Raw genomic sequence first — 23,944 nt, forward strand, 5'->3', positions numbered from 1 at the left:
CGGCCACAGGGAGGTGCCGACCATTGTAATGGGCGCCGGCCACCCTTCCCCGTGCGGCAGTCGGTCGCAGCACGGACTGCCTACGATCCGCGCATCTGCCTGTTCACACATTGATCTCAATCAAGGCTGTTTGAAGTTGCTGGTCACAGAATTCACTCCGTAGACCCCCTTCCCGCCACCTGAAACGGCAAAACCCCACGAGGTAGCCAGGCCATGATCGATTCGACAGTCGTAGAACTGTCGCGGCTGCAGTTCGCTTTGACCGCGATGTACCACTTCCTCTTTGTTCCCCTCACGCTTGGCCTCTCGTTCCTGGTGGCCATCATGGAAAGCGTGTACGTCATGACGCGCAAGCCGGTCTGGCGTCAGATGACCCTGTTCTGGGGCACGCTGTTCGGCATCAACTTCGCCATCGGCGTGGCCACCGGCCTGGTGATGGAGTTCCAGTTCGGCATGAACTGGTCGTATTACAGCCACTACGTGGGCGACATCTTCGGTGCCCCGCTGGCCATTGAAGGGCTGATGGCGTTCTTCCTGGAAGCCACGCTGGTGGGCCTGTTCTTCTTCGGCTGGAAGCGGCTGACCCCGGTCAAGCACCTGGCGGTGACCTGGTTCATGGCGCTGGGCACCAACCTGTCGGCGGTGTGGATCCTGATCGCCAACGGCTGGATGCAGAACCCCACCGGCGCGGTGTTCAACCCGGACACGATGCGCATGGAAGTGGTGGATTTTGCCGCGGTGCTGTTCAACCCGGTGGCCCAAGCCAAGTTCGTGCATACGGTCAGTGCGGGCTACGTGACCGGCGCGATCTTCGTGATGGGCATCAGCGCGTTCTACCTGCTGCGCGACAAGCACAAGGACATGGCGCGCCGTTCGTTCGCGGTGGCCGCGGCGTTCGGCCTGCTATCGTCGCTGTCGGTGGTGGTGCTGGGTGACGAAAGCGGCTATGCCGCCAGCGAACACCAGAAGATGAAGCTGGCCGCGATCGAGGCGATGTGGGAAACCGAGCGCGCCCCGGCCGATTTCACCGCCTTCGGCATTCCCAACCAGACGACCCAGCAGAACGACTTCGCCATCAAGATTCCGTACCTGATGGGCCTGATCGCCACGCGCTCGTTCAACCAGCCCATTCCAGGCATCCTGGAACTGGTGGAACGCGCCGAGCACCGCATCAAGGGCGGCCAGCTGGCGTACGGCGCGCTGGAACGTGTGCGCAAGGACAAGAACGACGTCGAAGCGCGCGAGATGTTCGACCGCCACTGGCAGGACCTGGGCCATGGGCTGCTGCTCAAGCGCTACCGCGATGACATCCTCAATGCCACGCCGGAGGAAATCTCCAAGGCGGCGATGGACACCGTGCCGCGCGTGGCGCCGCTGTTCTGGACCTTCCGCATCATGGCCGGGCTGGGCTTCTACCTGATCGCGTTCTTCGCGGTGGCCTTCTACTTCTCCTGCCGCAACACGTTCCACGAGAAGCGCTGGTTCCTGCGGTTGGCGGTGTGGTCGATTCCGGCGCCGTGGATTGCGATCGAGTGTGGCTGGTTCGTGGCCGAATACGGCCGCCAGCCGTGGGCGGTGGACGGCGTGCTGCCGACCTTCTACGCGGCGTCCGGGCTGGCCCTGCATGAAATCCTGACCACGCTGGCGGTGTTCACGCTGACCTATACGGTGCTGCTGATCATCGAGGTGAAGCTGATGCTCAAGACGATCCGTACCGGGCCGGCCGACATTCTTCCGTCGCTGCAGCCTTCACGCACGCCGCTTCCCCACCATGCCGCCACGCCGGCCCCCGGCCAGGCATAAGGCAGGAGATTCCAGATGGACATTCTTGGACTTGATTACACCACCCTGCGCGTGATCTGGTGGCTGCTGCTGGGCATCCTGCTGGTGGGCTGGGCAGTGATGGACGGCTTCGACCTGGGCGTGGGCACTCTGCTCCCATTCGTGGCGAAGACCGATGAAGAACGACGCACGGTGATCAATACCGTAGGCCCGGTATGGGAAGGCAACCAGGTCTGGCTGGTGCTCGGGGGCGGTGCGATCTTCGCCGCGTGGCCGCCGCTGTATGCGGTGAGCTTCTCCGGCTTCTATCTTGCGATCTTCGCCATGCTGTTCGGGCTGATCCTGCGCCCGGTGGGTTTCAAGTACCGCAGCAAGATGCCGAGCAAGCGCTGGCGCGACACGTGGGACTGGGTGCTGTTCGTGGGTGGGCTGCTGCCGGCGCTGATTGCCAGCGTGGCGGTGGGCAACGTGCTGCTGGGCGTGCCGTACCACTTCGATGACAGCATGCGCATCTTCTACACCGGTTCGTTCTTCGGCCTGCTCACCCCGTTCGCGCTGCTGGCCGGGCTGGTGGGCGTGGCGATGATGGTGTCGCACGGTGCGGCCATGCTGGTGCTGAAGACCGACGGCGCGGTGGCCGAGCGCTCGGCGCGTTACGGCAGCATTGCCGCGCTGCTCAGCTTCGTGCTGTTCGCTGCGGGCGGTGCCTGGGTGGCGTTCGGCCTGCCGGGCTATGAAATCACCTCGCAGGTGGTCACCGACGGCCCGACCAACCCGCTGTTGAAGACCGCTGCGGTGGGCACGGCGGCCGGTGGCTGGCTGCGCAACTACAGCAGCATGCCGCTGACCCTGGTGTTCCCGCTGCTGGGCCTGGCCGGTGCACTGGCCAGCGCGGTGCTGCTGCGGGCCCGCCGCGGCATGGCCGCGTTCCTGGCCTCGGGCGCGTCGATTGCCGGCATCATCCTGACCGTGGGCTTTGCGATCTTCCCGTTCCTGCTGCCCTCGTCCAGCCAGCCCAGCGGCAGCCTGACGGTGTGGGATGCCTCGTCCAGCCAGCTCACGCTGTTCATCATGCTGGTGGCCACGGTGATCTTCCTTCCGATCATCATTGCCTACACCAGCTGGGTCTACCGGGTGATGAAGGGCAAGACCACGGCCGAGGACATGGCCGACAACCCGAACGCGTATTGATATTGCCCACCGTGCCGACCCACGGTCGGCACCTACCCAACGTGACATTGGAGGTTTTGCCATGTGGTATTTCGCCTGGATCCTCGGCACCGGCCTGGCCTCGGCCGCGGCCATCCTCAACGGCATGTGGTTCGAAGCGCGCGAGGTCGGCGCCACCGACCGCGACGCCCGGTAGAGCCGACTGTCAGTCGGCTGCTCTTCGCGGTAAAAAAAGGTTGCCGATACTCCCTTCACACCGTATCCTTGTCGGCTCCTTCGGGGTGTAGCTCAGTCTGGTAGAGCGCTACGTTCGGGACGTAGAGGTCGCAGGTTCGAATCCTGTCTCCCCGACCACTCCGGTGGTCGCATTGAAGCCTGGAAACGTGATTTCCAGGCTTTTTTGTCAAGGTCGTGGCAACACGGCATCCGAAGGTGAACAAACGGTCCCCCTTGCCGCCGAAGGGCGGGATCGATACAATAGGCGGCTCCTTACGGGGTGTAGCTCAGTCTGGTAGAGCGCTACGTTCGGGACGTAGAGGTCGCAGGTTCGAATCCTGTCTCCCCGACCATACAAGTGGTCACATTGAAGCCTGGAAGACACATGTCCTCCGGGCTTTTTTGTATCTGTCGCCCGCAAGCAGCCACGCAGTGCGTGGCGCTACGGCGCGTACAATGCGGCAGCGTTTGTCCTTCACGGCCTGCGCCGAGCGCCCGCACTCCGCTGCACCCCCACGTGCCGCGCCACCTGCAAGAGATTCCTGCCATGACGCCTGCCGACCCCCATTCCACGTCCCTGCTGCGCGGACGCGTGCTGGCGTTTTCCGCCATCCTGCTGGCTGCGCTGAACCTGCGTACGGCGGTGACCTCGATCACCCCGCTGCTGGACCAGCTGGGCCAGACCTTCGGGTTCGGCACCACCATGACCGGCGTGCTGGGCATGCTGCCCACGGCCTCGTTCGCGCTGTTCGGGGTGACCACGCCGATGGTGGCCCGCCGCATCGGGCTGGAGCGCACCGCGCTGCTGGCCATGGTGCTGGCGGCGGTGGGCCTGCTGTTGCGCTCGATGGCCGGCGGCGTGGGCAGCCTGCTGTTCGGCTCGGTGGTGGCACTGGCCGGCATGGGCATCGGCAACGTGGTGGTGCCGCCGCTGGTGAAGCGCTATTTCGCCAACCGCGTGGGCACGGTGAGCACGCTTTATATAACGGTGCTGCAGCTGGGCACGTTGGTGCCGGCGCTGCTGGCGGTGCCGCTGGCCGAACAGGCCGGGTGGCGGGTATCGCTGGGCATCTGGTCGATCTTCGCGGTGGCCGCTGCCCTGCCCTGGATCGCGCTGGCGCGCCGCCGCCCGCATCCGGATCCGCTGGATACCGCCGCCGACCCGGCCGCGCAGCCGCATGGCAAGGTCTGGCGCACGCCGCTGGCCTGGGGCATGGCGCTGATGTTCGGCATGACCTCGCTGATGACCTATTCCATGTTCACCTGGCTGCCGCGCATCGTGGTGGAAGCCGGGGCCACGCCAGCGTTCGGCGGGATCATGGTGGCCATCTTCGCGGCCCTGGGCCTGGTGCCGTCGCTGACCATGCCGGCGCTGGCCGTGCGGCTGCGCAACCCGTTTCCCTTGGTGATTGTCGGGTTCAGCGCGTTCCTGATCGCGTTCGCCGGGCTGTTGTTCGCGCCGATGCAGGCGCCGTGGCTGTGGGCGGTGCTGCTGGGCATCGGCCCCTCGACCTTCCCGCTGGCGCTGACCCTGATCAACCTGCGTACCCGCACCCCCGCCGGTTCGGCGGCGCTGTCGGGCTTCATGCAGGGCGTGGGCTATGCCTTCAGCTGCCTGGGCCCGTTCCTGTTCGGCTGGCTGCATGCGGTCAGCGGCGCCTGGTACCTGCCGTTCGGCTTCCTGCTGGTGTGCGCGCTGGTGCTGCTGTGCGCGTCGTGGGTGGCGTGCAAGCCGCAGAAGCTGGAAGACGTCTGGTAACCGGCCAGCGGCGTGCCGGAAAGCAGACGCGCATGGCGCATCTCTACACGCCGTTTGCGCATCTTTTGACGTAGCGTGTCAAAAACTGACCTGTAGGATGGATCAGGGAAAGACGTCGGCCCAGGCCGATGAACGGTTTCAGGGTGGGCAGCCCCCCGGAACAACGCCGTGGCGGCGGCCGGATGGTCTTGTGAATCAATCACTTGAAGTAGTGATCGCGCCTGTTTGCACAGCTGCGGAGGCCATCGTGCGAGTTAAAAATTTGTCAACATCCGCCAAGTCGTGCACGATTGGCATGTGATGTGCGTCACATTTTACGCACAAACAGATTCTCTTGAAGGGATGCTCCCGGGGGTTCCATGTACAACCATCGGCCGCTGGCGCTCTGCGTCGGCCTGGCATGCGCCACGCTTTGCTTGACGGTTCCGGCTGCGTCTGCCGCGACCTCGCGAGCGGACCATCTGGCGGAAATCAGCACCTACCGTGACCAGGCGCGCTGGCTGGATGCGCTGGGCGCGATCGAGCGGGCCCGGGTGGATGCGCCCGACGACGAGCTGCTGTATCGCCTGCAGGTGCTCACCCTGTCCGACATCGGCAACGCCCACCGCGCCTGGCAGCTGTACCAGGCCCGCCCGGACCTGTTCGACGAGGCGCAGAAGCAACGCTTTGAAGCCAACTACCTGGCCAAGCGGGTCGGCTGGAGCCTGGCCTACGGCGCCAGCGAAGACACCCGGCTGGACGAGGCCGAAGACGCGCTCGCGCAGATGGAGCGCTATCTGCAGCGCGACGGCTACACCGTGCAGACCGCCCCGCTGCGGATCCGCTACGACCGGCTGATCCTGCTCAACCGGCTGGGCCGCCACGAACAGCTGCGCGAGGAGTACCGCGCCCTGCTCGCCGAAGGCCATGAGGTGCCGAATTACCTGATGGCGGCGGTCGGCGATTCGCTGATGGCCAGCCAGCACCCGGATGAAGCCATCCCGGTCCTGGAAGCGGCGCTCAAGGCCGACCCGGGCCGCTCCGAAGTGCATTCGGAACTGGCCTACGCGCACCTGGAAAGCGAGCGCGCCGATACCGCGATCAATGTGCTTGCCCAGTGGCAGGCGCAGGAGCCGGCGTGGCGCTGGGCCAAGGGTGCGCGCGCGCCCTATGCCAACTGGCCGCGTTATGAGGCCGATCTCAACCTGTCGATGATCCGCGCCTACAGCGGTGACCTGGCCACCGCCCAGCACGACCTGGAAAAAATGGTGGAACTGGCCCCGGCCAATGGCGGCACGCAGTCGTCGCTGGGCAACGTCTACATGATGCGCGGCTGGCCGCGGCGGGCGCTGGAACGCTACAGCATGGCCAATACGCTGGACCCGCGCGACGTGTCGGCGCGCCTGGGCCAGTACGACGCGTACGTGCAGCTGCAGCGCGATGACCTGGCCCGGCCGATCCACGATTCCCTGCTGCAACGCTACCCGAACCAGTCCTCGGTGCAGCGCATGGACCGCAGCTGGAAGGCCCACCGCGGCTGGCAGCTGCATGCGTACGCCGAAGGCGGTCGCAGCGAAGGCGGCGGCGGTACCTCGCCGTTGGGCAACGACGATGCGCGTTACGGCGTGGAGCTGCAGTCGCCGGTGATCGACGACCGCTGGCGCGTGGTGACCTTCGCCGACCGCCGCAGCGTGGACTTCCAGGACCAGACCATCCGCCCGTTGTGGGTGGGGCTGGGCACGCGCTACCGGTTCGGCCAGGCCGATGCGGAGCTGTTCGTCAACCGCGCCAATGACCACATCGGCGATACCGGCCTGAGCGCCGGGTTCGGCTGGCAGTTCAACGATACCTGGCACGCCGGCGTGACGGCGGCACGCAACGCGGCCGATGCCTCGCTGCAGGCGCGCATTTCCGGCATCACCGCCGACAGCGTGGCACTGGCGGTGGATTACCGCCGCAACGAGCTCACTCACTGGAGCGCGGGCGCCAGCCAGTTCCGCTACGACGACGGCAACCGCCGCGACACGGTCAGCACCAGCATCGAACAGCGCCTGCTGACCCGCCCCACCCTGCTGCTGGATGGGCTGGGCAGCCTGTACGCCAGCCGCGGCAGCCGCGACGACGTGCCCTACTTCAACCCGTCCGAAGACCGGTCGGTGGACATCGGGCTGCGCGTGGACCAGCAGCTGTGGCGCCACTACGAGCGGCACTTCCGCCATCGCCTGACCGTGTCGCTGGGCAACTACTGGCAGCAGGGCTTCGGCAGCGCGCTGGTGCCGTCGGCCGAGTATCGCCACGAATGGCAGCTGGCCGACGGGCGGATCTTCGAATACGGAATCAGCTGGTCGCGGCCGGTCTACGACGGCAGCCGCGAACGGCATATCGGCCTTGATGCCGGCCTGCGCTGGGGACAATGAGATGCGACACATGGACTTGAAGCGCTTTACTTCCTGGCTCCTGCTGGCCCTGCTGGCCGTGTGCGGCAGCGTGCAGGCCGCCCCGCCGGTACTGGACGCGGCCGACAACGGGCTGCTGGTGCTCAGCTACCACGACATCCGCGACGACGTGGCGACCAAGGGCGACCCGGACGCGTATTCGGTGAGCACGCAGAACTTCGCCGCGCACCTGGACTGGCTGTCGGCGCACGGCTACCACCCGGTGTCGCTGTCGCAGCTGATCACCGCCTCGCAGGGCGGCGCGCCGCTGCCGCCCAAGCCGGTGCTGCTGACCTTCGATGACGGCCTGCGCAGCGTGTACAGCAAGGTGTTTCCGCTGCTGCGCGCGTACAACTACCCGGCGCTGGTGGCGGTGATCACCGATTACGTGGACATGCCGGCCGGCCGCCAGATCGATTACGGCTACCGCCCGTTCACCCGCGACGACTTCCTGACCTGGGAACAACTGCGCGAGATGCAGCGCAGTGGCCTGGTCGAGCTGGCCAGCCACACCGACAACCTGCACCACGGCGTGCAGTCCAACCCGCAGGGCAATTCGACGCCGGCGGTGATCACCCGCGCCTACGACCCGGCCACGCAGCAGTACGAAACCGCCGCGCAGTACGAAGCACGCCTGCGCGCCGATCTTGGCCTGAGCGTGAAGCGCATCCAGGACAACGTGGGTGTGAGTCCGAAGGCGATCGTGTGGCCGTATGCGGCCTACAACGCGATGAGCAACCGCATCGCCGAAGAGCTGGGCATGCCGGTGTCCTTCGACCTGGAAGGCCGCAGCACGCCGGTCACCCGCGACCTGCACGGCCTGGCCCGCCTGCTGGTGACCGGCAACCCGCCGGTGACCCAGCTGGCCTATGAGCTGCGCCGCGACGTCGAACGCGACGGCATGCGCGCCCTGCAGATCGACCTGGACGCGGTGTACGACACCAACCCGGCGCAGCAGGCGAAGAACCTGGACGCGCTGCTGGAACGGGTCAAGAAGATCGGCCCGACCCACGTGTTCCTGCAGGCCTTCGCCGACCCGGACGGCAATGGGTCGGCCGATGCGCTGTACTTCCCCAACCGGCACCTGCCGATGCGCGCGGACCTGTTCAACCGCGTGGCCTGGCAGCTCAAGACCCGCGCCGGGGTGAAGGTATACGCGTGGCTGCCGGTGCTGGGCTATGAACTCAAGGACCCGGCGATCCGCAAGGCGCTGGCGATCGAAAGCCCGGAAAGCGACGGCATCTTCCGCTTGGATTTCACCAACCCCCGCGTGCGTCACATCATCGACGACATCTACGAAGACCTGGCCATCAACTCGTACTTCGAGGGGCTGCTCTTCCACGATGATGCCTACCTGCGCGACACCGAGCTGGCCAACCTGCCGCAGGAAGGCGACGACGGCGCGCGCACCCAGGCGCTGATCGACTTCACCCTGGAACTGCGCAACGCCGCGCAGCGCTGGCGCCCGAAGCTGGCCACGGTACGCAACCTGTACGCGCAGCCGGTGCTGCAGCCACAGAGCGCCAGCTGGTTCGCGCAGCGCCTGGACCTGTTCAACAAGGCCTACGACCACACCGCGCTGATGGCAATGCCGTGGATGGAGGGCAGCCGCAACCCGGAGAAGTGGCTGGACCGGCTGGTGGTGGCCGTGCGCGAGCACGACCCCGGCCTGTCGCAGACGATGTTCGAACTGCAGACGGTGGACTGGCGCACGCAGACGCCGATTTCCGGCGAACGCCTGCGCGCGCAGATCCGACGCCTGCAGGCGCAGGGCGTGCGTCATTTCGCCTGGTACCCGGACGACTTCATCGCCGGGAAGCCGTCCACCTACGATGCGCGCGCGGCCATGTCGGCACGCACCTTCCCGTACGAGGAAAAGTGAGGCCGCCATGCATCCGCTCCTCTACCTGCTGTTCCAGTTCGCCTTCTTCTACCCGATGGTGATGGCGTTCTTCTGGATGTCCGGAGGGCTGTATTACTTCTTCCGCCGTGAGCGCAAGGCGCGGCTGCGCGACGACCCGCCGCCGATGGCCAGCTACCCGTTCGCCTCCATCCTGATCCCGTGCCACAACGAGGCCGACAACCTGGCCGACACGCTGGGCGCGGCGCTGGCGCAGAACTACCCGGACTTCGAGGTGATCGCCATCAACGATGGCAGCCGCGACGACACCGGTGCGCGCCTGGATGCCATGGCCGCCCAGCACCCGCGGCTGCGCGTGGTGCACCTCGACCGCAACCTGGGCAAGGCCAACGCGCTGCGCATGGGCGCGCTGGCGGCGCGCTCGGAGTACCTGGTGTGCATCGACGGCGATGCGATGCTGGAGGAGCATGCCACCCACTGGATGGTCTGGCACCTGACCTCCGGACCGCGCGTGGGCGCGGTGACCGGCAACCCCCGCATCCGCAACCGTTCGACCCTGCTGGGTCGCCTGCAGGTGGCCGAGTTTTCCTCGATCATCGGCATGATCAAGCGCGCGCAGCGTGTGTACGGGCGCATCTTCACCATTTCCGGGGTGATTGCCGGCTTCCGCCGCACCGCGCTGCACCGCATCGGCTATTGGGCCGATGACATGATCACCGAGGACATCGACATCAGCTGGCGGCTGCAGCTGGACCATTGGGACATCCGGTACGAACCCAATGCGCTGTGTTTCATCCTCATGCCGGAAACCCTGAAGGGGCTGTGGCGGCAGCGCCTGCGTTGGGCCCAGGGCGGCGTGGAAGTGCTGCTGCGGCATGGCCGGTCGTTGTTCGACTGGCGCAAGCGGCGGATGTGGGGGGTGCTGCTGGAGTATGTGTTCAGCGTGCTGTGGGCCTACACCATGCTGGCCATCATCGTCCTGTGGGCGCTGGGCAAGTTCATGCCGCTGCCGCAGGAGCTGTACATCGCCACCCTGCTGCCGCAGTGGCATGGGGTGATCCTGGCCCTGGTGTGCCTGTTGCAGTTCGCCAGCAGCCTGATCATCGACCGTCGTTATGAAACGCATATTGGACGCAACTACTTCTGGGTGATCTGGTACCCGATGGCGTACTGGCTCATCAGCCTGTTCACGACCCTGGTGGCGCTGCCCAAGACGCTGTTGAAGCGTCGCGGCAAGCGCGCGATCTGGGTCAGTCCTGACCGGGGTATCCGATGAACGCCGCCAAGCCGAACCGCCGCTACGACTCCCGCCTGATCCGCAAGACGCGCCAGCAGCCCCGGTTGCAGCGCACCGCGTGGGGGTTTGTCACCATCGCCTTCTGGGGCTTCTATTTCTACCTGTGGGCGCCGTTGATCACGGCCATTTCCTGGCTGCTGGGTGGGCAGCTGGCGTGGCTGCAGCTGTACGAGTACAAGCAGAGCGTGGACCCGTTCATCGTCATCGCGCTGCCGGTGATGCTGGTGTGCTGTTCGGTGCTGCTGATCGCCTGGGCCGAGTACAACCGCATGCGCTTTGCCGGCAAGGAACGGCGCACCCCGCGCGTGGACGTGTCGCTGGAAGAAATCGCGCACAACCTGGGGGCGACCCCGGCATTGGCGGCGCAGTTGTCGGCGGGCAAGGCGGTGACCCTGCACATGGACGATCTGGCGCGGCCGGTGGGATTGACGGAGCAGCGGTTGGGGTGATCGCTGCTGGATGGTTGGCGTGGGACACGCATGGCCCGCCACCGTGCAGCGTGAAGAACGCTTCACATCACTGACCCCGACCGGGCGTACGCTCCGCCACGGAGACATCCCGCACATCCAATGTGAGGGGATACATCATGTCGTCTATCGAAACTCTGGTCGATGAAGTCGCCCGTGCGACCGGCCTTGGCTCGAATTCACGCACGTTCATCGGGGTCGTCGCCAACTACATCTTCAAGCAGCCGGGCGGCATCTCCGGCATGGTCAACAAGTTCGAGCATGCCGGGCTGGGCGATATCGCCAAGAGCTGGTTGTCCGGCTCACCGAACATGCGCAGCATCGACCCCAACCAGATCCGCAGCGCGCTGGGCAACCAGGACCTGCAGGAGCTGGGGGAAAAATCCGGGGTCGGTTCGAAGATGATCGCCCCCCTGCTGGCCACCGTGCTGCCGATGCTGTTCCGCACGATCACCTCCGGCGGCGCCATGCCCACCACCCTGCCGGCGGGGCTGGCCGGCCTGATGAGCGGCGGCGCGCGTTCAAGGAAGAAGCCGTTCCGGGTCTGGCGCTGGCTGCTGCCGCTGCTGGCCCTGCTGGCCCTGGCGTACTGCGGCTGGCAATCGCGGCACCTGGCCAAGGCACCGCCGGTGGCCGCACCGACCGGCAATCTGGCGGCCACCGCCACGCGGCCCACGTTGTCGTTCAAGAACGCCGGCGGCAAGGTCGACCTCAAGGGCACGGTGGCAACGGTGGCCGAAAAGGCCAGCCTGCTGGGTGCGGCGGCGGGTGCCTTCGGGCAGAAGAACGTCACCGCCGACATCGGGGTGAACCCCGGTCTGCCCGCGACCGCGTGGCTGGATTCGCTCAAGGCGATGCTCGCGGCGCCGTCACTGAAGGCCGATGGGCTGAAGTTCGACTTCAACGGTGACGCCTTGACGCTGGATACCTCGGCTTTGCCCATGGACCAGCGCGCCGAGCTGAGCCAACTGTTCCAGTCGCGCCTGGGCAACGTACAGATCGACGGCCTGTACGACAAGGGCATCGCCGCACTGGACAGCCTCAAACCCGGCTACGGCGCCACCGAGCTGGCCAAGGCGTTGAATGACACCTCGCTCACCTTCGACAACAACTCGGCCCAGCTCACCGCCAGCAGCCTGTCGACCATCGACAAGGCGGCCACCGCGATCCTGGGTGCGCCGGCCAGCATGAAGGTGGAAATCACCGGCCACACCGACAACACCGGCAACGCCTCGCTCAACCAGACGCTCAGCGAGCAGCGCGCGCAGGCGGTGTCGGCCGCGCTGGTGAAGAAAGGCGTACCGGCCAGCCAACTGGTGGCGCGCGGCGTGGGCGCGGACCAGCCCATCGCCGACAACAGCACCGAGGCGGGACGCGCCCAGAACCGGCGGATTGCCTACACCGCGTATTGAGGGCGTGTGCGGTCATGCCAGGTGGGTGCGGCAGGTTACTGCCGCACCTGCCCGTCGCCCCGCACCACGAACCGCTCCACGGTCAGGGCCTCCAGCCCCATCGGGCCGTACGCGTGCAGGCGGGTGGTGGAAATGCCGATCTCCGCGCCGAGCCCCAGTTCGCCACCGTCGGAGAAGCGCGACGAGGCATTGACCATCACCACCGCCGAGCGCAGCGCCTGCACGAAGCGTTTGGCGGCGGCCGGATCGTCGCTGACGATCACTTCGGTATGGTCCGAGCTGTAATGCTGGATGTGGGCCAGCGCCTGTTCCAGATCGTCGACCACGCGCACGGCCAGGATCAGGTCCAGGTACTCGGCGGCGTAGTCGTCGTCGCTGGCGGGCACCGCGTCGGCCAGCCACTGGCGCGCGCGGTCATCGGCACGCAGTTCGACGCCGCGTTCGCGCAGGGCGGCGGCGGCCATCGGCAGGAAGGTGGCGGCCACGTCGGCGTGGACCAGCAGCGTCTCCAGCGAATTGCAGGCCGACGGTCGGCTGCACTTGCCGTCCACCAGCAGCGCGGTGGCGGTGTCCAGGTTGGCGGCACGATCCACGTACAGGTGGCACACGCCCTTGTAGTGTTTGATCACCGGCACGCGGGCGTGTTCGGCAACGAAGCGGATCAGCCCTTCGCCGCCGCGCGGAATGGCCAGGTCGATGAGGTCGCTGAGCTGCAGCAGGGCCAGCATGGTGTCGCGGCGCAGGTCTTCGACCAGGGTGAGCCCGGCATCGGGCACGCCGGCATCGCGCAGGGCGCGCTTGAGCGACGCGGCGATGGCGGTATTGGAATGGATGGCCTCGGAGCCGCCGCGCAGGATCACCCCGTTGCCGGCCTTGATGCACAGCGCGGCGGCATCGGCGGTCACGTTCGGACGCGCTTCGTAGATCATCGCGATCACGCCCAGCGGCACCCGCACCTTCTGCACCCGGATGCCATTGGGGCGCACGTCGTCGCGGGTGATGCTGCCGACCGGATCGGGCAACGCGGCCACCTCGCGCAGCGCCGCGCTGATGTTGGCCAGGCGCGCGGGATCCAGTGCCAGGCGGTCGAGCATCGCGCTGCCGATACCCTTGGCTTCGGCGGCGGCGAGGTCCCGCGCATTGGCGGCGAGGATGGTGGCCGCGTCGCTGTCCATCGCGTCTGCCATGGCATCCAGCAGCGCCGTCCTGGCCTCGGACGAAAGCTGCGCCAGTATCTGCGCGGCGTCGCGGCATTGGAGGGCTTGGTCACGGATGTCCATGGGATCTCTCATCTCGAAGGGTGTGTTGCGGCGCGTTTCAAGGATGCTTCGGGGCCGACGTGATATCTGGCGGGCGTACACCGCCCGACGCCCGTTCAGACCAGCACCAGATCGTCCCGATGGATCACATTGCCCCCGTAGTTGTAGCCCAACACGCTTTCGATGTCGCGCGAATGCCGCCCGGCCACGCGGCGGATGTCACTGGCCGAATACTGGCTCACGCCCCGCGCCAGGGTCACCTCGCCACTGGCAGTGCGCAGCCGCACCTGCACCATGTCGCCACGACGGAAATCACCCTCGGCCGCGGTCACCCCGCCCGGCAGCAGCGAAGCGCCCTTGTCGCGCAGCGCGGCGGCCGCACCTTCATCGACTACGATCGCGCCACCGTCCAGCGGCGCATGACGCAGCCAGTACTTGCGCGCGGCCTCGCGGCTCTGCCCGGCATGGATGCGGGTGCCGAACAGCCGGCCCTGCGCCAGCGCACGCACCACGTCGCCGTCGCGACCGTTGAACAGGCAGGTGTCGATACCCACCCTTCCGGCCTTGGCGGCCGCTTCCAGCTTGGTGTGCATGCCGCCGGTGCCCGCCCCGCTGCCGGCGCCACCGGCCATGGCCAACACCTCCAGGCTCAGTTCCGGCACGTCATGGATCGGCTTCGCCTGCGGGTCGCGTCGTGGGTCGGCGCTGTACAGGCCGTCGATGTCGGTGGCGATGAACAGGATATCGGCGTCGATCAACGCGGCCACGGTGGCGGCCAGGTTGTCGTTGTCGCCGAGCTTGAGCTCGTCCACCGAGACCGTGTCGTTTTCGTTCACCACCGGCAGCGCACCCAGCCGCAGCAGCTCGTTGAGCGTGGCGCGGGCATTGAGGTAGCGGCGGCGGTTACGCAGGTCATCATGGGTCAGCAGCACCTGCGCCACCGGGCGCTCGAAGAAGCGCTGCCACAGGCCGATCAGCTGTGCCTGGCCCAGCGCGGCCAGCGCCTGGCGCGCGGCCATGGCCGCACCGGCTTCAATCGCGCGCGGCACGATCGCCCGCCCCGCCGCCACCGCGCCGGAGGACACGATGACCACTTCACGCCCCGCCAGTACGTTGGCGGAAACGAACTGCGCCAGGCCCAGCGCATGCCGGGGCGACAGCCCACCGCCATCGGCCGCCAGCAGGCTGCTGCCGACCTTGAGCACGGCGCGCTTCCAGCCGGGCACCGGCTGTTCGGGGAACGGGGACTGCACGGGCATGGCGCTCATCGCAGGGGCTGCCTCAGCGGGTGGACCATTCGTGGACGGTGGCGGTGGCGCTACCGAGGGTGATCAGCGGATCGGCATCGACGATCGCCTGGGCGGCGGCGCGGTCGGCCACGTTGTGCAGCACGTAGGCGCCGCCGGTCCTGTCGGTGAAGCCGCCGGTGATGAGCAGCTGGTCGCGGACGCGCACCTCATCCAGGAAACGTGCGTGTTTGGCACCCGCTTCATCGCAGAACTCGGGCGTGCGGGTAACGAGTACGAGGTAGCAGATCTTCATGCGGAACTCCGTTGATACATGCCAATACAGCAACGGCGGCCAGTGGCCGCCGTTCTGCGTTACGCCAGTGCGGCCCAGCGGGCGCGCAGCTCGTCCAGCCGCAGGTCCGCAGCCGCGCCGGGCGAGACGCGCGCGGCCAGGCTGCCTTCGGGAGTACGCCCCTGCCCGGCAGTGTCGGATGCCGCCGCGGCCGCCTTGTAGGCCTCACGGAACGGGACGCCGGCCACGGCCGCTTCCACGGCCACGTCGGTGGCGTACATGCCCGAATCGATGGCAACGCGCAGCTTGTCTTCGCGCCATTCCAGGTTGGCCAGCAGCGCCGGCAGCAGTTCCAGCGCGGCCAGGCCACGACCGAAGCCGTGGAAGATGGCGCCCTTGCTGCCCTGCAGGTCGCGGTGGTAACCGGACGGCAGCGACAGCAGCTGCTCGATCTCGGTACGCGCCGCAGCCACGCTGGCGTGGGTGGCGCGCATCAGTTCGATCACGTCCGGGTTGCGCTTGTTGGGCATGATCGAGCTGCCGGTGGTGTACTGCGCCGGCAGCGCGACGAAGCCGTACTCACCGCTGGTGAACAGCGACAGGTCCCACGCCAGGCGGCGCAGGTCCAGGGTGGCACCGCCGAGCGCTTCCAGTGCGGCCAGCTCGAACTTGCCACGCGAGAGCTGCGCGTAGATCGGCGAGATCTGCATGCGCGCAAAGCCCAGCGCCTGGGTGGTGTGGGCGCGGTCCAGCGGCAGGTTGACGCCGTAGCCAGCGGCCGTGCCCAGCGGATTGGCATCGACCAGCGCGAAGGTGTCCTGCGCGCGCACCGCATTGTCGATGAAGGCTTCGGCCCAGCCGGCCCACCACATGCCCGCCGAGGACACCACGGCGCGCTGGATATGGGTGTAGCCCGGTACCGGCAGGTCCTTCTCGGCTTCGGCGCGATCCAGGGCGACCTTGGCCACTTCGCGGCTCAGCGCGGACACCTGCCGCAGCTTGTCCTTCAGCCACAGCCGGGTGGCGACCAGGATCTGGTCGTTGCGGCTGCGGCCGGTGTGGATCTTGCGGCCGGCATCGCCCAGGCGTTCGGTCAGGCGCGCTTCGATCGCCGAGTGGCAATCCTCGAAGCGCTCATCGAGCACGAACGCGCCGCTGCGGAAATCGTCGGCCAGCACGTCCAGCTCGCGCTGCAGGTCGCTGCGCTCGGTGGCGGTGAGGATGCCGATGTTCTCCAGGCCCTGCGCGTGCGCCTTGCTGGCCTGCACGTCGTAGAGGAAGAACTCGCGATCCAGGATCACGTCATCGCCGGCAAGGAAGGTCTGGATCTTCGCATCCACGGCCACGCCGGGTTTCTGCCAAAGAAGGTCTGCCATGTGGTGCTCCAATCAATGCGGAATCGAGGTCAGTTCGTCCAGGCCCAGGGCCAGGTTGAGGTTCTGCATGGCCTGGGTGGCCGCGCCCTTGAGCAGGTTGTCCAGGGTGGCCACGACCACCACGCGCTTGCCGCCCGGGGCGACGGTGAACCCGCCGATCTGCACGCCGTGGCGGCCGGCGATGCGGCTCACCCACGGCGCTTCGTCGAGGATCTCGATCAGCGGCTCGCCGGCATAGAAGCGGCGGTAGGTGTCCACGATCTGCTCGCGGGCCACCGGCTGCTGCAGCCACAGGTTCACGGTCATGGTGATGCCCCGGAAATGCGGCGCCACGTGCGGCATGAACTCCACCGGCACGCGCAGGTGCGCGGTCACTTCGCGCTCGTGCACGTGGTTGGCGAGCGCGTACGGCATCAGGTTGTCGCGCAGCAGCTCGGGGTTGTTCTTGTCCGAAGGCGTGGTGCCGGCACCGGAATAACCGGACACGCCGAAACACTGCGGCGGGCCGGCCAGCTGGTCCAGCAGCGGACTGATCGCCAGCTGCATGGCGGTGGCGTAGCAGCCCGGGTTGCTGATGTGCTTCTGGCCGGTGTAGTTGCCCCGGGTCAGTTCGGGCAGGCCGTAGTACCAGCTGCCTTCGAAGCGATGGTCGGCCGACAGGTCCACGATCACCGTGTCCGGGCGGGCCGCGTCCAGCGCGGCCACGAACGGGGCGGACAGGTCGTTGGGCAGCGCCAGGATCACCGCATCCACACCCTTGGCGGCCACCGCGTCGGCATCGAGGTTTTCAAACGCCAGCTCGCCGGCAACCTCGGGATAGGTATCGGCCACGCGCTGCCCGGCCAGCTCGCGCGAGGACACGAAGCCCAGCGCCAGCTGCGGGTGCGCGGCGATCAGCTGGATCAGCTCGGCGCCGGTATGGCCGCGGGCCCCGACGATGCCAACGGTATAGGTCTTGGGAGTGCTCATGCGTGTGCGTCCAGGCGGTCCTGCAGGTGGCGCTTGACGGCAGGCCACTCCGCGTCGGTGATGGAAAAAATGACGGTGTCGCGCGCGCTTCCGTCCGGGTGCCGCTTGTGGTTGCGCAGCACGCCATCCTGGTGGGCGCCGAGTCGCGCGATCGCCGCGCGCGAGGCCGTGTTGAGGGTACTGGTTTCCAGCACCACGCTGATGCACTGCAACCGTTCGAAGGCGTGGCGCAGCAGCATCAGCTTGGTCTCGGTGTTGACCCCGGTGCGCTGCGCGCTGGGTGCATACCAGGTATGGCCGATGCTCAGCCGGGGAACGTCTTCTTCAAGATCGTAATAGCGAGTGGTGCCCACCACCTGGCCGTCGGCGTCCAGCACCGCGAACAACAGCGCCCTGCCCTCGGCCTGTGCCTTCAGCGCCGCCTGCACGTAGGCGGTCATGCCCTTGGCGTCGGGCACGCAGGTATAGGTGAGCTGCGACAGCGAACCATCGCCCAGCGCGCCGCGCAGGCCGTCGATATGCCCCATCTGCAGCGGCTCGAGCCGGGCGTGCCGGCCGTCGAGGGTGGGGACGCGGGTCCAGTCGGCGTGGTTCACCGGGTCATCCCTCCAGGCTCGGGGTACGCGCGGCGCAATGGTCGACGTAGGTGCGGATGCGCTCGAAGCCGTCGGCACCGAACCAGAACACCTTCCACTGGTCCTGCTTGTAGCAGCCATCGGATTCGGCATAGTAGAAGTGGTTGATCGGGTTGCCGTGGCGCGACCGCCAGAACAGCTGCGGGGTTTCATCCAGCATCACGTTCCAGACCGCGCGGCCCAGGCCTTCGCCCTGCGCGTCGTCCAGCACCGCGAACTTGTCCAGGTATACGCCTTCGGCCTCGTCGGTGAGGATCACCGCGGCGCGGTAGTTCTCACTGACATAGGCGCGCAGCAGGCGGGTCTTGTCGAAGTAGTCCGGCACCAGGGTGCGGCCGAAACTGGATTCGATCAGCCCCTTCAGGCGCGGCAGGTCCAGTTCGCTCCAGGCCGTGGCGCGCAGCACCTTTTCGCCCTTGCGCACCAGCGTGCCCGAGCCCTTGTGGGTGAACAGTTCCTTGGCCAGGTCGGCGGGTCGGGTGATGGACACCGACGACTCCAGCGGCAGCCGGTCCAGCAGGTCCTTGATCTGTTCGATCTTGACCCGCATGCCGCCGTGGATCCACGGCTGCTGCATCAGCTGGTCGTACTCGGTGGACAGGTTGATCGAGTCGATCACCTTGCCCTCTTCGTCCAGCAGGCCGCCGGTACCGGTGAGGAAGATGATCTTGTACGGCTGCAGCTCCTGCACCAGTTCGTTGGCGGCGAAATCGGCGTTGACGTTGAGGATCTGCCCGCAGCGGGTTTCGCCCAGGCTGGTGATCACCGGAATGGAACCGGCACGCAGGCTGGCTTCGATCGGCGCCAGGTTGACCTTCTTCACCTCGCCGACCAGGCCATAGGTGGCCTGGTCCAGGTATTCGGCTTCGAACACGCCACCGGTGATCGAGGTGGCGCGCGCACCGTTCTGCTGCAGCGCTTCTACCAGCTGCAGGTTGGAGGCCTGGAATACCTGGCGCACGATCGCCAGGCCTTCCGGCGAGGTCACCCGCAGGCCGTTGACGGTCTGCTTTACGATGCCCGCCGCCGACAGTTCGGCATCCAGCTGCGGGCCCGCACCGTGCAGCACGATCGGGGTCAGCCCGACTTCCTGCAGGAACGACAGCGAGGAGGTCAGCGCGTCGAGGTCATCGCGCAGCACGGCGCCGCCGACCTTGACCACGGCGAAGCGCTTGGCATCCACCTGCGAGAAGCGCTTGAGGTACTGGCTGATCTCCTTCGCGCTGGCCATGCTGGAAAGCAGGCGCACGATGGTCTGGCGGGTCTGGCGGTGGGGCTGGAGGGCAGGAGACATTTCGGTTTCGTCACAGGCGGCGGTCGCCGCGTTGCAGGTCCGCCCGGCAGCACCGGACGGCATGTTCAAGGGTCAGGCGCCGGCGCTGATGATGCGGTGCACGGCGTCGGTGTAACGCTGCAGCTGCGCCAGCGTCACGAACTCGTCGGCGGTGTGGGCCTGGGCGATGTCGCCCGGGCCGTACACCAGGGTGGTGTAGCCGCCGGCCGAGAACAGCGAGGCTTCGGTCCAGAAGTCCACCGCATTGCCGATCGGCAGGTCCAGCGCGTCGGCCACGTCACGCGCGGCCAGGCGGCGGTTCTCCGCTTCGGCGATGTCGCCGGCCGGCAGGCTGGGGCCGCGGAAGGTTTCGGTGAACACTGCCGCTTCCGGTTCGGCGAAGCCGGCGAAGGTGGCCAGCAGCGCGTCGATGTCCATCGACGGCAGCGGGCGGAAGCCAAAGCGCAGCTCCGCCGCCGGGGCGATCATGTTGGCCTTGATGCCGCCTTCGACCCGACCAATGTTGAAGCGCAGGCCGGTGAGGCCACCGAAGCGGGCATGCGCCAGCGATTCGACGTGGTCCAGCGCGCGATTGCCCCAGCGCATGGCCTGGTGCAATGCGCTGGCGGCCGCGTCCTGCTTGCCGGAGGCATGCCCGGCGCGGCCGGCGAAGTTCATCAGCACCGAGCTGATGCCACGGTGCGCGAGCACCGCTTCGCTCATGGTCGGTTCGGCCACCAGCACCGCGTCATAGGGAATGCCACGGGCCAGGAAGGCCGCGATGCAACGCGGATCGTTGGCTTCCTCGTCGCTGGAAAACAGGAACGCGGCGTCGCCGTCGCTGGCATTGGCCGCGGCCACCAGGGCGGCGGCCGCGCCCTTGATGTCGCACACGCCGAGCCCGATCACCCGGTCATCGGTCCGCCGCATGACGTGCGGGTCGGCGCTCCAGTGCGGCGAGTCGGGCACGGTGTCCAGGTGCACGTTGAACAGATAGCGCGGCGTACCGCGCACCGCATACAGGCTGACCGCGCCGTCGCCATGGTCGATCACCTCCACGTTGAACCCGGGCAGGTGCGCGCGCAGGTAATCGAAGATGCCGCCAGTGGTGATCGCACGCGGCGGATTGCGGGTGTCGAATGACACCAGCGCCTGCAGGTGATGGAGCGTCTGTTCCAACATGCCCGGGCCTCAGCGGTTTACTTGCGCGTACAGGGTGCTGCTCATGCCGAACAGCTTGATGAAGCCTTCGGCCTCCTCCACGCCCCAATCAGCCGACTGCGCGTAGGTGGCGCCCTTGGTGTTGAGCAGGTGCGGCGACTTCACCGCCACCGCGTCCACACGGCCGCCACGGGTTTCCAGCACCACTTCGCCGTTGACCTTGGCCTGGGAGGACTTCAGGAACGCCTCGATGTCGGTCTTCAGCGGGTCGTGGTAGAAGCCTTCGTACACCAGCTCCACCCACTTGCGTGCCACGTCCGGCTTGAAGCGGTTCTGCTGCTTGGTCAGCACGGCATCTTCCAGCGCGCGGTGCGCGATCAGCAGCGAGACCAGGCCCGGCGCTTCGAACACGATGCGGCCCTTCAGGCCGATCACGGTGTCGCCGGTGTACACGCCACGGCCCACGCCGTACGGTGCGAACAGCTTGTTGAGCTGGGCCAGGATCTGCTCGCCCGGCAGCGCCTTGCCGTTCAGTTCAACCGCTTCGCCTTCGACGAACTTGAGCGTGACGTTCAACGCCGCTTCCGGCCACTCGCTGCGCGGTGCGCACCAGCCGCGGGCGCCCTCGCCCGGGGCTTCCCAGCGGTCGATCTCGCCACCGGACATGGTCAGGCCCAGCAGGTTCTCGTTGATGGTGTAGGCCTGCTGCTTGGCGCGCACGCCGAAGCCGCGCTCTTCCAGGTACTTCTGCTCGTAGGCGCGGGTCTGGGTGTGTTCCTTCTGGATCTCGCGGATCGGCGCGACGATCTGGTAGTCGCCCAGCGCCTTCACGGCCAGGTCGAAGCGGACCTGGTCGTTGCCCATGCCGGTGCAGCCGTGGGCAATGATGTTGGTGCCCAGTTCGGCGGCGCGCTTGAGCGCGGCATCGACGATCAGGTAACGGTCGGACACCAGCAGCGGGTACTGGCCCTGGTAGCCTTCGCCGGCCCACACGAACGGCTTGACGAAACCGGCCCAGATGGCCGGGCCGCCGTTCACGGTGACGTGGCTGGTCACGCCCAGTTCGGCGGCGCGCTTTTCGATGAAATCGCGCTCTTCGTCATCCACGCCGCCGGTGTCGGCGAACACGGTGTGCACGTTGTAGCCGCGCTCCTGCAGGTAGGGCACGCAGAAGCTGGTGTCGAGTCCGCCGGAGAAAGCCAGGACGATGTCTTTGTTGGTCATGGGGTGTGGTCCGAATGTGGGGTCAATGGGAAATCAGGGGGTGCGTGGGCCGGCCAACGGCCGGCGCTACCGGGAGCGATGCGATGCAGGACGGCGACGGCGGGGTCAGCGGCCGGCGACGGCCGCCATGATGGCCTTCTGCACGTGCAGGCGGTTTTCCGCTTCGTTGATGGCGATGCACTGCGGCGAATCCATCACCGCGTCGGTGGCCTTGACGTTGCGGCGCAGCGGCAGGCAGTGGCTGAACACGCCGTTGTTGGTCATGGCCATCTTTTCTTCGTCGACGATGAAGTGCTTGTACTGGTCGCGGATCGGCTTTTCCGGCTCCCAGTTGCCGAAGAACGGCAGCGCGCCCCAGCTCTTGGCGTAGACCACGTCGGCGCCGCTGTAGGCGCTGGCGATGTCATGGCTGATCTTCAGCGAACCGCCGTTCTCGGCCACGTTCTGTTCGGCCCAGCCCATGTAGCGGTCGTCGAGGATGTAATCGACGGTCGGGCACAGCAGGGTCACGTCCATGCCCATGCGGGTGGCGATGGTCAGCGCCGAGTTGGCCACGGCGGTATTCAGCGGCTTGGGGTGGTAGGTCCAGGTCAGCACGTACTTCTTGCCGCGCAGGTCCTGGGTGCCGAAGTGTTCCTGCAGCGCCATCACGTGGGCCAGTTCCTGGCACGGATGGGTGATGGTTTCCATGTTGATCACCGGCACCGGCGAATACTTCGCGAAGCTGTTGAGCACGATGTCCTGGCGGTCGTAGGCCCAGTCCACGAACTTCGGGAAAGCGCGCACGGCGATGATGTCGCAGTAGCGGCCCAGGACCTTGGCCACTTCGGCGATGTGCTCTTCGGTGTCGCCGTCCATCACCGTGCCCAGGTTGAACTCGATCGGCCACGCGTCCTTGCCGGGCTGCAGCACCACCGCATGCGCGCCCAGCTGGAACGCGCCCAGCTCGAAGCTGGTGCGGGTGCGCATGGACGGATTGAAGAACACCAGGGCAATCGACTTGCCCTTGAGCTGATCGCCCAGCTTGTTGCGCTTGAACAACGCCGCCTGGGTCAGCAGGGCGTCAAGTTCGGGGCGGCTCCAGTCCTGGGTGTTCAGGAAGTGCTTCACGGACATCGGGTGATCCTTCGAGGCGGGCGGTGAGAGGAAAGGGACACGGAAAAAACGTACAGATGAAACTTTTCAGAACGTAGAAACGAAAAAACCCAGCCGGGAGGCTGGGTTTTCCGAACAGACAGCACGAAGCTCCGGTTACCCAGCGAAAATGTGGGGTTCCGGTCGGCGGGCACGCGACGTCATGCCCGTAGCCATACGGGCGGCGCTGGTGTCGTGCTGGAAGTCGGTGAGTTTCATGGCCGCCCATCTTTACATGCGTAGGGGGGACGCGCAACCCTGGATCGCGATCCAGGGGGCAGGTATCGACCGTTGGTCGATACCCGCGTCACGGATTGGCGGCGCCACCCTGCTCCGGCCCGACCCACGGGGTGATCGACACCCGGATCTTGAGCCGGTTGCCGGGGTCTTCCGGCAGGCGGGAGCGGTACTTGGTGCCCTTGTAGACGTAATCGACGTCATAGGCGATCGGGCGGCGGAACTCGCGGCCGACCGGGATGATCCGGCAGTCGCGGGTCAGCAGCGGCCCGTTGTTGCTGGCCGGGGCCTCGACCACCGGGGCCATCTCCTCGACGCTGCCGTCCTCGCGCTTGAAGATCGACCGTACCGAGTCCATGAAGCGGCCGAAGCGGCCCTTTTCTTCCTGGGGCTCTTCGCCGGTGACGTTGACCGGCGCCAGGGTCCGGGTCGACACCGGCTCGCAATGCTCCTCGGTGCGGGTCGCGCGCAGGGTCTGGAACACCGGTTCCACGTTGAGCACCTGCGCATAGTCGAACTTCACGTTCTCCACGATCACCACCCGGTTACGGACCTCGGCTTCCTGGGCGCACGCCATGAAGGCGGCGCTACCCAGCAGGCAGGTCAGCGTCAGCAACGAAGCGGATTTCATTGGCAACTGGTTCGAGGACAAGGGGGATAGTGTAGGCAGTGACAGGCACAAGGGGCTGAACATTACCCTTCCGCGACGCATCTGCCCATCCCGGACCGTGCCGTTTCCGACCCCCCTGCCCACCCGGGACCGGCGCGGGCGGCCGA

The 23,944-nt window shown here is 66.9% G+C and carries 20 protein-coding genes and 2 tRNA genes; 11 read left to right on the forward strand and 11 right to left on the reverse strand.

Features of this window, described 5'->3' with window-relative positions; genetic code table 11:
- Positions 1–213: 213 nt before the first annotated feature.
- From ACIGII_RS02890 to ACIGII_RS02940, 11 genes are all read left to right on the forward strand, one after another.
- A complete protein-coding gene (locus ACIGII_RS02890; RefSeq protein ID WP_068853169.1) occupies positions 214–1,803 on the forward strand; it encodes a cytochrome ubiquinol oxidase subunit I in 1,590 nt (529 codons plus the stop codon).
- Between the two features lie 15 nt (positions 1,804–1,818).
- A complete protein-coding gene (cydB, locus tag ACIGII_RS02895) occupies positions 1,819–2,973 on the forward strand; it encodes a cytochrome d ubiquinol oxidase subunit II (RefSeq protein WP_399634990.1) in 1,155 nt (384 codons plus the stop codon).
- A 61-nt stretch (positions 2,974–3,034) separates the two neighbouring features.
- Positions 3,035–3,148: a cytochrome bd-I oxidase subunit CydX gene (gene cydX, locus ACIGII_RS02900; RefSeq protein ID WP_093532473.1), complete on the forward strand. Its 114-nt coding sequence runs from the start codon at positions 3,035–3,037 to the stop codon at positions 3,146–3,148.
- An 81-nt stretch (positions 3,149–3,229) separates the two neighbouring features.
- Positions 3,230–3,306 (forward strand) — tRNA-Pro (locus ACIGII_RS02905).
- A 138-nt stretch (positions 3,307–3,444) separates the two neighbouring features.
- A tRNA-Pro gene (locus ACIGII_RS02910) sits at positions 3,445–3,521 on the forward strand.
- Between the two features lie 194 nt (positions 3,522–3,715).
- A complete protein-coding gene (locus ACIGII_RS02915) occupies positions 3,716–4,927 on the forward strand; it encodes a CynX/NimT family MFS transporter (protein ID WP_399634992.1) in 1,212 nt (403 codons plus the stop codon).
- 359 nt (positions 4,928–5,286) lie between these two features.
- Entirely contained in the window at positions 5,287–7,323 is a 2,037-nt protein-coding gene (pgaA, locus tag ACIGII_RS02920; protein ID WP_399634993.1) for a poly-beta-1,6 N-acetyl-D-glucosamine export porin PgaA, read from the forward strand.
- Positions 7,324–7,333: 10 nt separating this feature from the next.
- Complete coding sequence (gene pgaB / locus ACIGII_RS02925) at positions 7,334–9,223, forward strand: poly-beta-1,6-N-acetyl-D-glucosamine N-deacetylase PgaB (protein ID WP_399634995.1); 1,890 nt, start codon at positions 7,334–7,336, stop codon at positions 9,221–9,223.
- Between the two features lie 7 nt (positions 9,224–9,230).
- Positions 9,231–10,478 (forward strand): poly-beta-1,6-N-acetyl-D-glucosamine synthase, encoded by a 1,248-nt coding sequence (gene pgaC / locus ACIGII_RS02930; protein WP_399634996.1) that lies wholly within the window; start codon positions 9,231–9,233, stop codon positions 10,476–10,478.
- The gene (gene pgaD, locus ACIGII_RS02935) at positions 10,475–10,948 is read left to right on the forward strand and encodes a poly-beta-1,6-N-acetyl-D-glucosamine biosynthesis protein PgaD (protein ID WP_399634997.1); all 474 of its coding nucleotides are present in this window, start codon (positions 10,475–10,477) and stop codon (positions 10,946–10,948) included. The genes pgaC and pgaD overlap by 4 nt, the downstream gene beginning before the upstream one ends.
- A gap of 137 nt (positions 10,949–11,085) precedes the next feature.
- Entirely contained in the window at positions 11,086–12,378 is a 1,293-nt protein-coding gene (locus ACIGII_RS02940; protein WP_399634998.1) for an OmpA family protein, read from the forward strand.
- A gap of 35 nt (positions 12,379–12,413) precedes the next feature.
- Here ACIGII_RS02940 and ACIGII_RS02945 read toward each other — a convergent pair whose 3' ends face one another.
- The 11 genes from ACIGII_RS02945 to ACIGII_RS02995 all read right to left on the reverse strand — a co-directional run bounded on the left by ACIGII_RS02945 (position 12,414) and on the right by ACIGII_RS02995 (position 23,798).
- Positions 12,414–13,658, reverse strand: a complete 1,245-nt coding sequence (locus ACIGII_RS02945; protein ID WP_399634999.1) for a glutamate-5-semialdehyde dehydrogenase — start codon at positions 13,656–13,658, stop codon at positions 12,414–12,416.
- 95 nt (positions 13,659–13,753) lie between these two features.
- Positions 13,754–14,905, reverse strand: a complete 1,152-nt coding sequence (gene proB / locus ACIGII_RS02950) for a glutamate 5-kinase (RefSeq protein WP_399635002.1) — start codon at positions 14,903–14,905, stop codon at positions 13,754–13,756.
- Positions 14,906–14,918: 13 nt separating this feature from the next.
- Positions 14,919–15,179, reverse strand: a complete 261-nt coding sequence (locus ACIGII_RS02955) for a YciI family protein (protein WP_399635005.1) — start codon at positions 15,177–15,179, stop codon at positions 14,919–14,921.
- Positions 15,180–15,238: 59 nt separating this feature from the next.
- Positions 15,239–16,534 carry an argininosuccinate lyase gene (argH, locus tag ACIGII_RS02960; protein ID WP_399635006.1) on the reverse strand — a complete coding sequence of 432 codons (1,296 nt, stop codon included), beginning with the start codon at positions 16,532–16,534 and terminating at the stop codon, positions 15,239–15,241.
- A 12-nt stretch (positions 16,535–16,546) separates the two neighbouring features.
- Positions 16,547–17,503 (reverse strand): N-acetyl-gamma-glutamyl-phosphate reductase, encoded by a 957-nt coding sequence (gene argC / locus ACIGII_RS02965; protein WP_399635009.1) that lies wholly within the window; start codon positions 17,501–17,503, stop codon positions 16,547–16,549.
- On the reverse strand, positions 17,500–18,099 hold the full coding sequence (locus ACIGII_RS02970; RefSeq protein WP_399635012.1) for a GNAT family N-acetyltransferase: 600 nt from the start codon (positions 18,097–18,099) through the stop codon (positions 17,500–17,502). The genes argC and ACIGII_RS02970 overlap by 4 nt, the downstream gene beginning before the upstream one ends.
- A 4-nt stretch (positions 18,100–18,103) precedes the next feature.
- Positions 18,104–19,432 (reverse strand): acetylglutamate kinase, encoded by a 1,329-nt coding sequence (locus ACIGII_RS02975; protein ID WP_399635013.1) that lies wholly within the window; start codon positions 19,430–19,432, stop codon positions 18,104–18,106.
- A gap of 72 nt (positions 19,433–19,504) precedes the next feature.
- Positions 19,505–20,593 carry an acetylornithine deacetylase gene (locus tag ACIGII_RS02980; RefSeq protein WP_399635016.1) on the reverse strand — a complete coding sequence of 363 codons (1,089 nt, stop codon included), beginning with the start codon at positions 20,591–20,593 and terminating at the stop codon, positions 19,505–19,507.
- A 9-nt stretch (positions 20,594–20,602) separates the two neighbouring features.
- Positions 20,603–21,796, reverse strand: a complete 1,194-nt coding sequence (locus tag ACIGII_RS02985; RefSeq protein WP_399635018.1) for an argininosuccinate synthase — start codon at positions 21,794–21,796, stop codon at positions 20,603–20,605.
- Positions 21,797–21,901: 105 nt separating this feature from the next.
- Positions 21,902–22,912 carry an N-acetylornithine carbamoyltransferase gene (locus ACIGII_RS02990; RefSeq protein WP_399635021.1) on the reverse strand — a complete coding sequence of 337 codons (1,011 nt, stop codon included), beginning with the start codon at positions 22,910–22,912 and terminating at the stop codon, positions 21,902–21,904.
- A 325-nt stretch (positions 22,913–23,237) separates the two neighbouring features.
- On the reverse strand, positions 23,238–23,798 hold the full coding sequence (locus ACIGII_RS02995; protein WP_145480090.1) for a hypothetical protein: 561 nt from the start codon (positions 23,796–23,798) through the stop codon (positions 23,238–23,240).
- Positions 23,799–23,944 lie beyond the last annotated feature (146 nt).

The sequence above is a fragment of the Stenotrophomonas sp. NPDC077420 genome, assembly GCF_044543385.1.
Taxonomy (GTDB): Bacteria; Pseudomonadota; Gammaproteobacteria; order Xanthomonadales; family Xanthomonadaceae; genus Stenotrophomonas.

What these genes read in the sequence shown, in the direction of transcription:
- ACIGII_RS02890 (WP_068853169.1), top strand. Translation starts at nt 214, where the DNA reads ATGATCGATTCGACAGTCGTAGAACTGTCGCGGCTGCAGTTCGCTTTG.
- cydB (WP_399634990.1), top strand. Translation starts at nt 1,819, where the DNA reads ATGGACATTCTTGGACTTGATTACACCACCCTGCGCGTGATCTGGTGG.
- cydX (WP_093532473.1), top strand. Translation starts at nt 3,035, where the DNA reads ATGTGGTATTTCGCCTGGATCCTCGGCACCGGCCTGGCCTCGGCCGCG.
- ACIGII_RS02915 (WP_399634992.1), top strand. Translation starts at nt 3,716, where the DNA reads ATGACGCCTGCCGACCCCCATTCCACGTCCCTGCTGCGCGGACGCGTG.
- pgaA (WP_399634993.1), top strand. Translation starts at nt 5,287, where the DNA reads ATGTACAACCATCGGCCGCTGGCGCTCTGCGTCGGCCTGGCATGCGCC.
- pgaB (WP_399634995.1), top strand. Translation starts at nt 7,334, where the DNA reads ATGGACTTGAAGCGCTTTACTTCCTGGCTCCTGCTGGCCCTGCTGGCC.
- pgaC (WP_399634996.1), top strand. Translation starts at nt 9,231, where the DNA reads ATGCATCCGCTCCTCTACCTGCTGTTCCAGTTCGCCTTCTTCTACCCG.
- pgaD (WP_399634997.1), top strand. Translation starts at nt 10,475, where the DNA reads ATGAACGCCGCCAAGCCGAACCGCCGCTACGACTCCCGCCTGATCCGC.
- ACIGII_RS02940 (WP_399634998.1), top strand. Translation starts at nt 11,086, where the DNA reads ATGTCGTCTATCGAAACTCTGGTCGATGAAGTCGCCCGTGCGACCGGC.
- ACIGII_RS02945 (WP_399634999.1), bottom strand. Translation starts at nt 13,658, where the DNA reads ATGGACATCCGTGACCAAGCCCTCCAATGCCGCGACGCCGCGCAGATA.
- proB (WP_399635002.1), bottom strand. Translation starts at nt 14,905, where the DNA reads ATGAGCGCCATGCCCGTGCAGTCCCCGTTCCCCGAACAGCCGGTGCCC.
- ACIGII_RS02955 (WP_399635005.1), bottom strand. Translation starts at nt 15,179, where the DNA reads ATGAAGATCTGCTACCTCGTACTCGTTACCCGCACGCCCGAGTTCTGC.
- argH (WP_399635006.1), bottom strand. Translation starts at nt 16,534, where the DNA reads ATGGCAGACCTTCTTTGGCAGAAACCCGGCGTGGCCGTGGATGCGAAG.
- argC (WP_399635009.1), bottom strand. Translation starts at nt 17,503, where the DNA reads ATGAGCACTCCCAAGACCTATACCGTTGGCATCGTCGGGGCCCGCGGC.
- ACIGII_RS02975 (WP_399635013.1), bottom strand. Translation starts at nt 19,432, where the DNA reads ATGTCTCCTGCCCTCCAGCCCCACCGCCAGACCCGCCAGACCATCGTG.
- ACIGII_RS02980 (WP_399635016.1), bottom strand. Translation starts at nt 20,593, where the DNA reads ATGTTGGAACAGACGCTCCATCACCTGCAGGCGCTGGTGTCATTCGAC.
- ACIGII_RS02985 (WP_399635018.1), bottom strand. Translation starts at nt 21,796, where the DNA reads ATGACCAACAAAGACATCGTCCTGGCTTTCTCCGGCGGACTCGACACC.
- ACIGII_RS02990 (WP_399635021.1), bottom strand. Translation starts at nt 22,912, where the DNA reads ATGTCCGTGAAGCACTTCCTGAACACCCAGGACTGGAGCCGCCCCGAA.
- ACIGII_RS02995 (WP_145480090.1), bottom strand. Translation starts at nt 23,798, where the DNA reads ATGAAATCCGCTTCGTTGCTGACGCTGACCTGCCTGCTGGGTAGCGCC.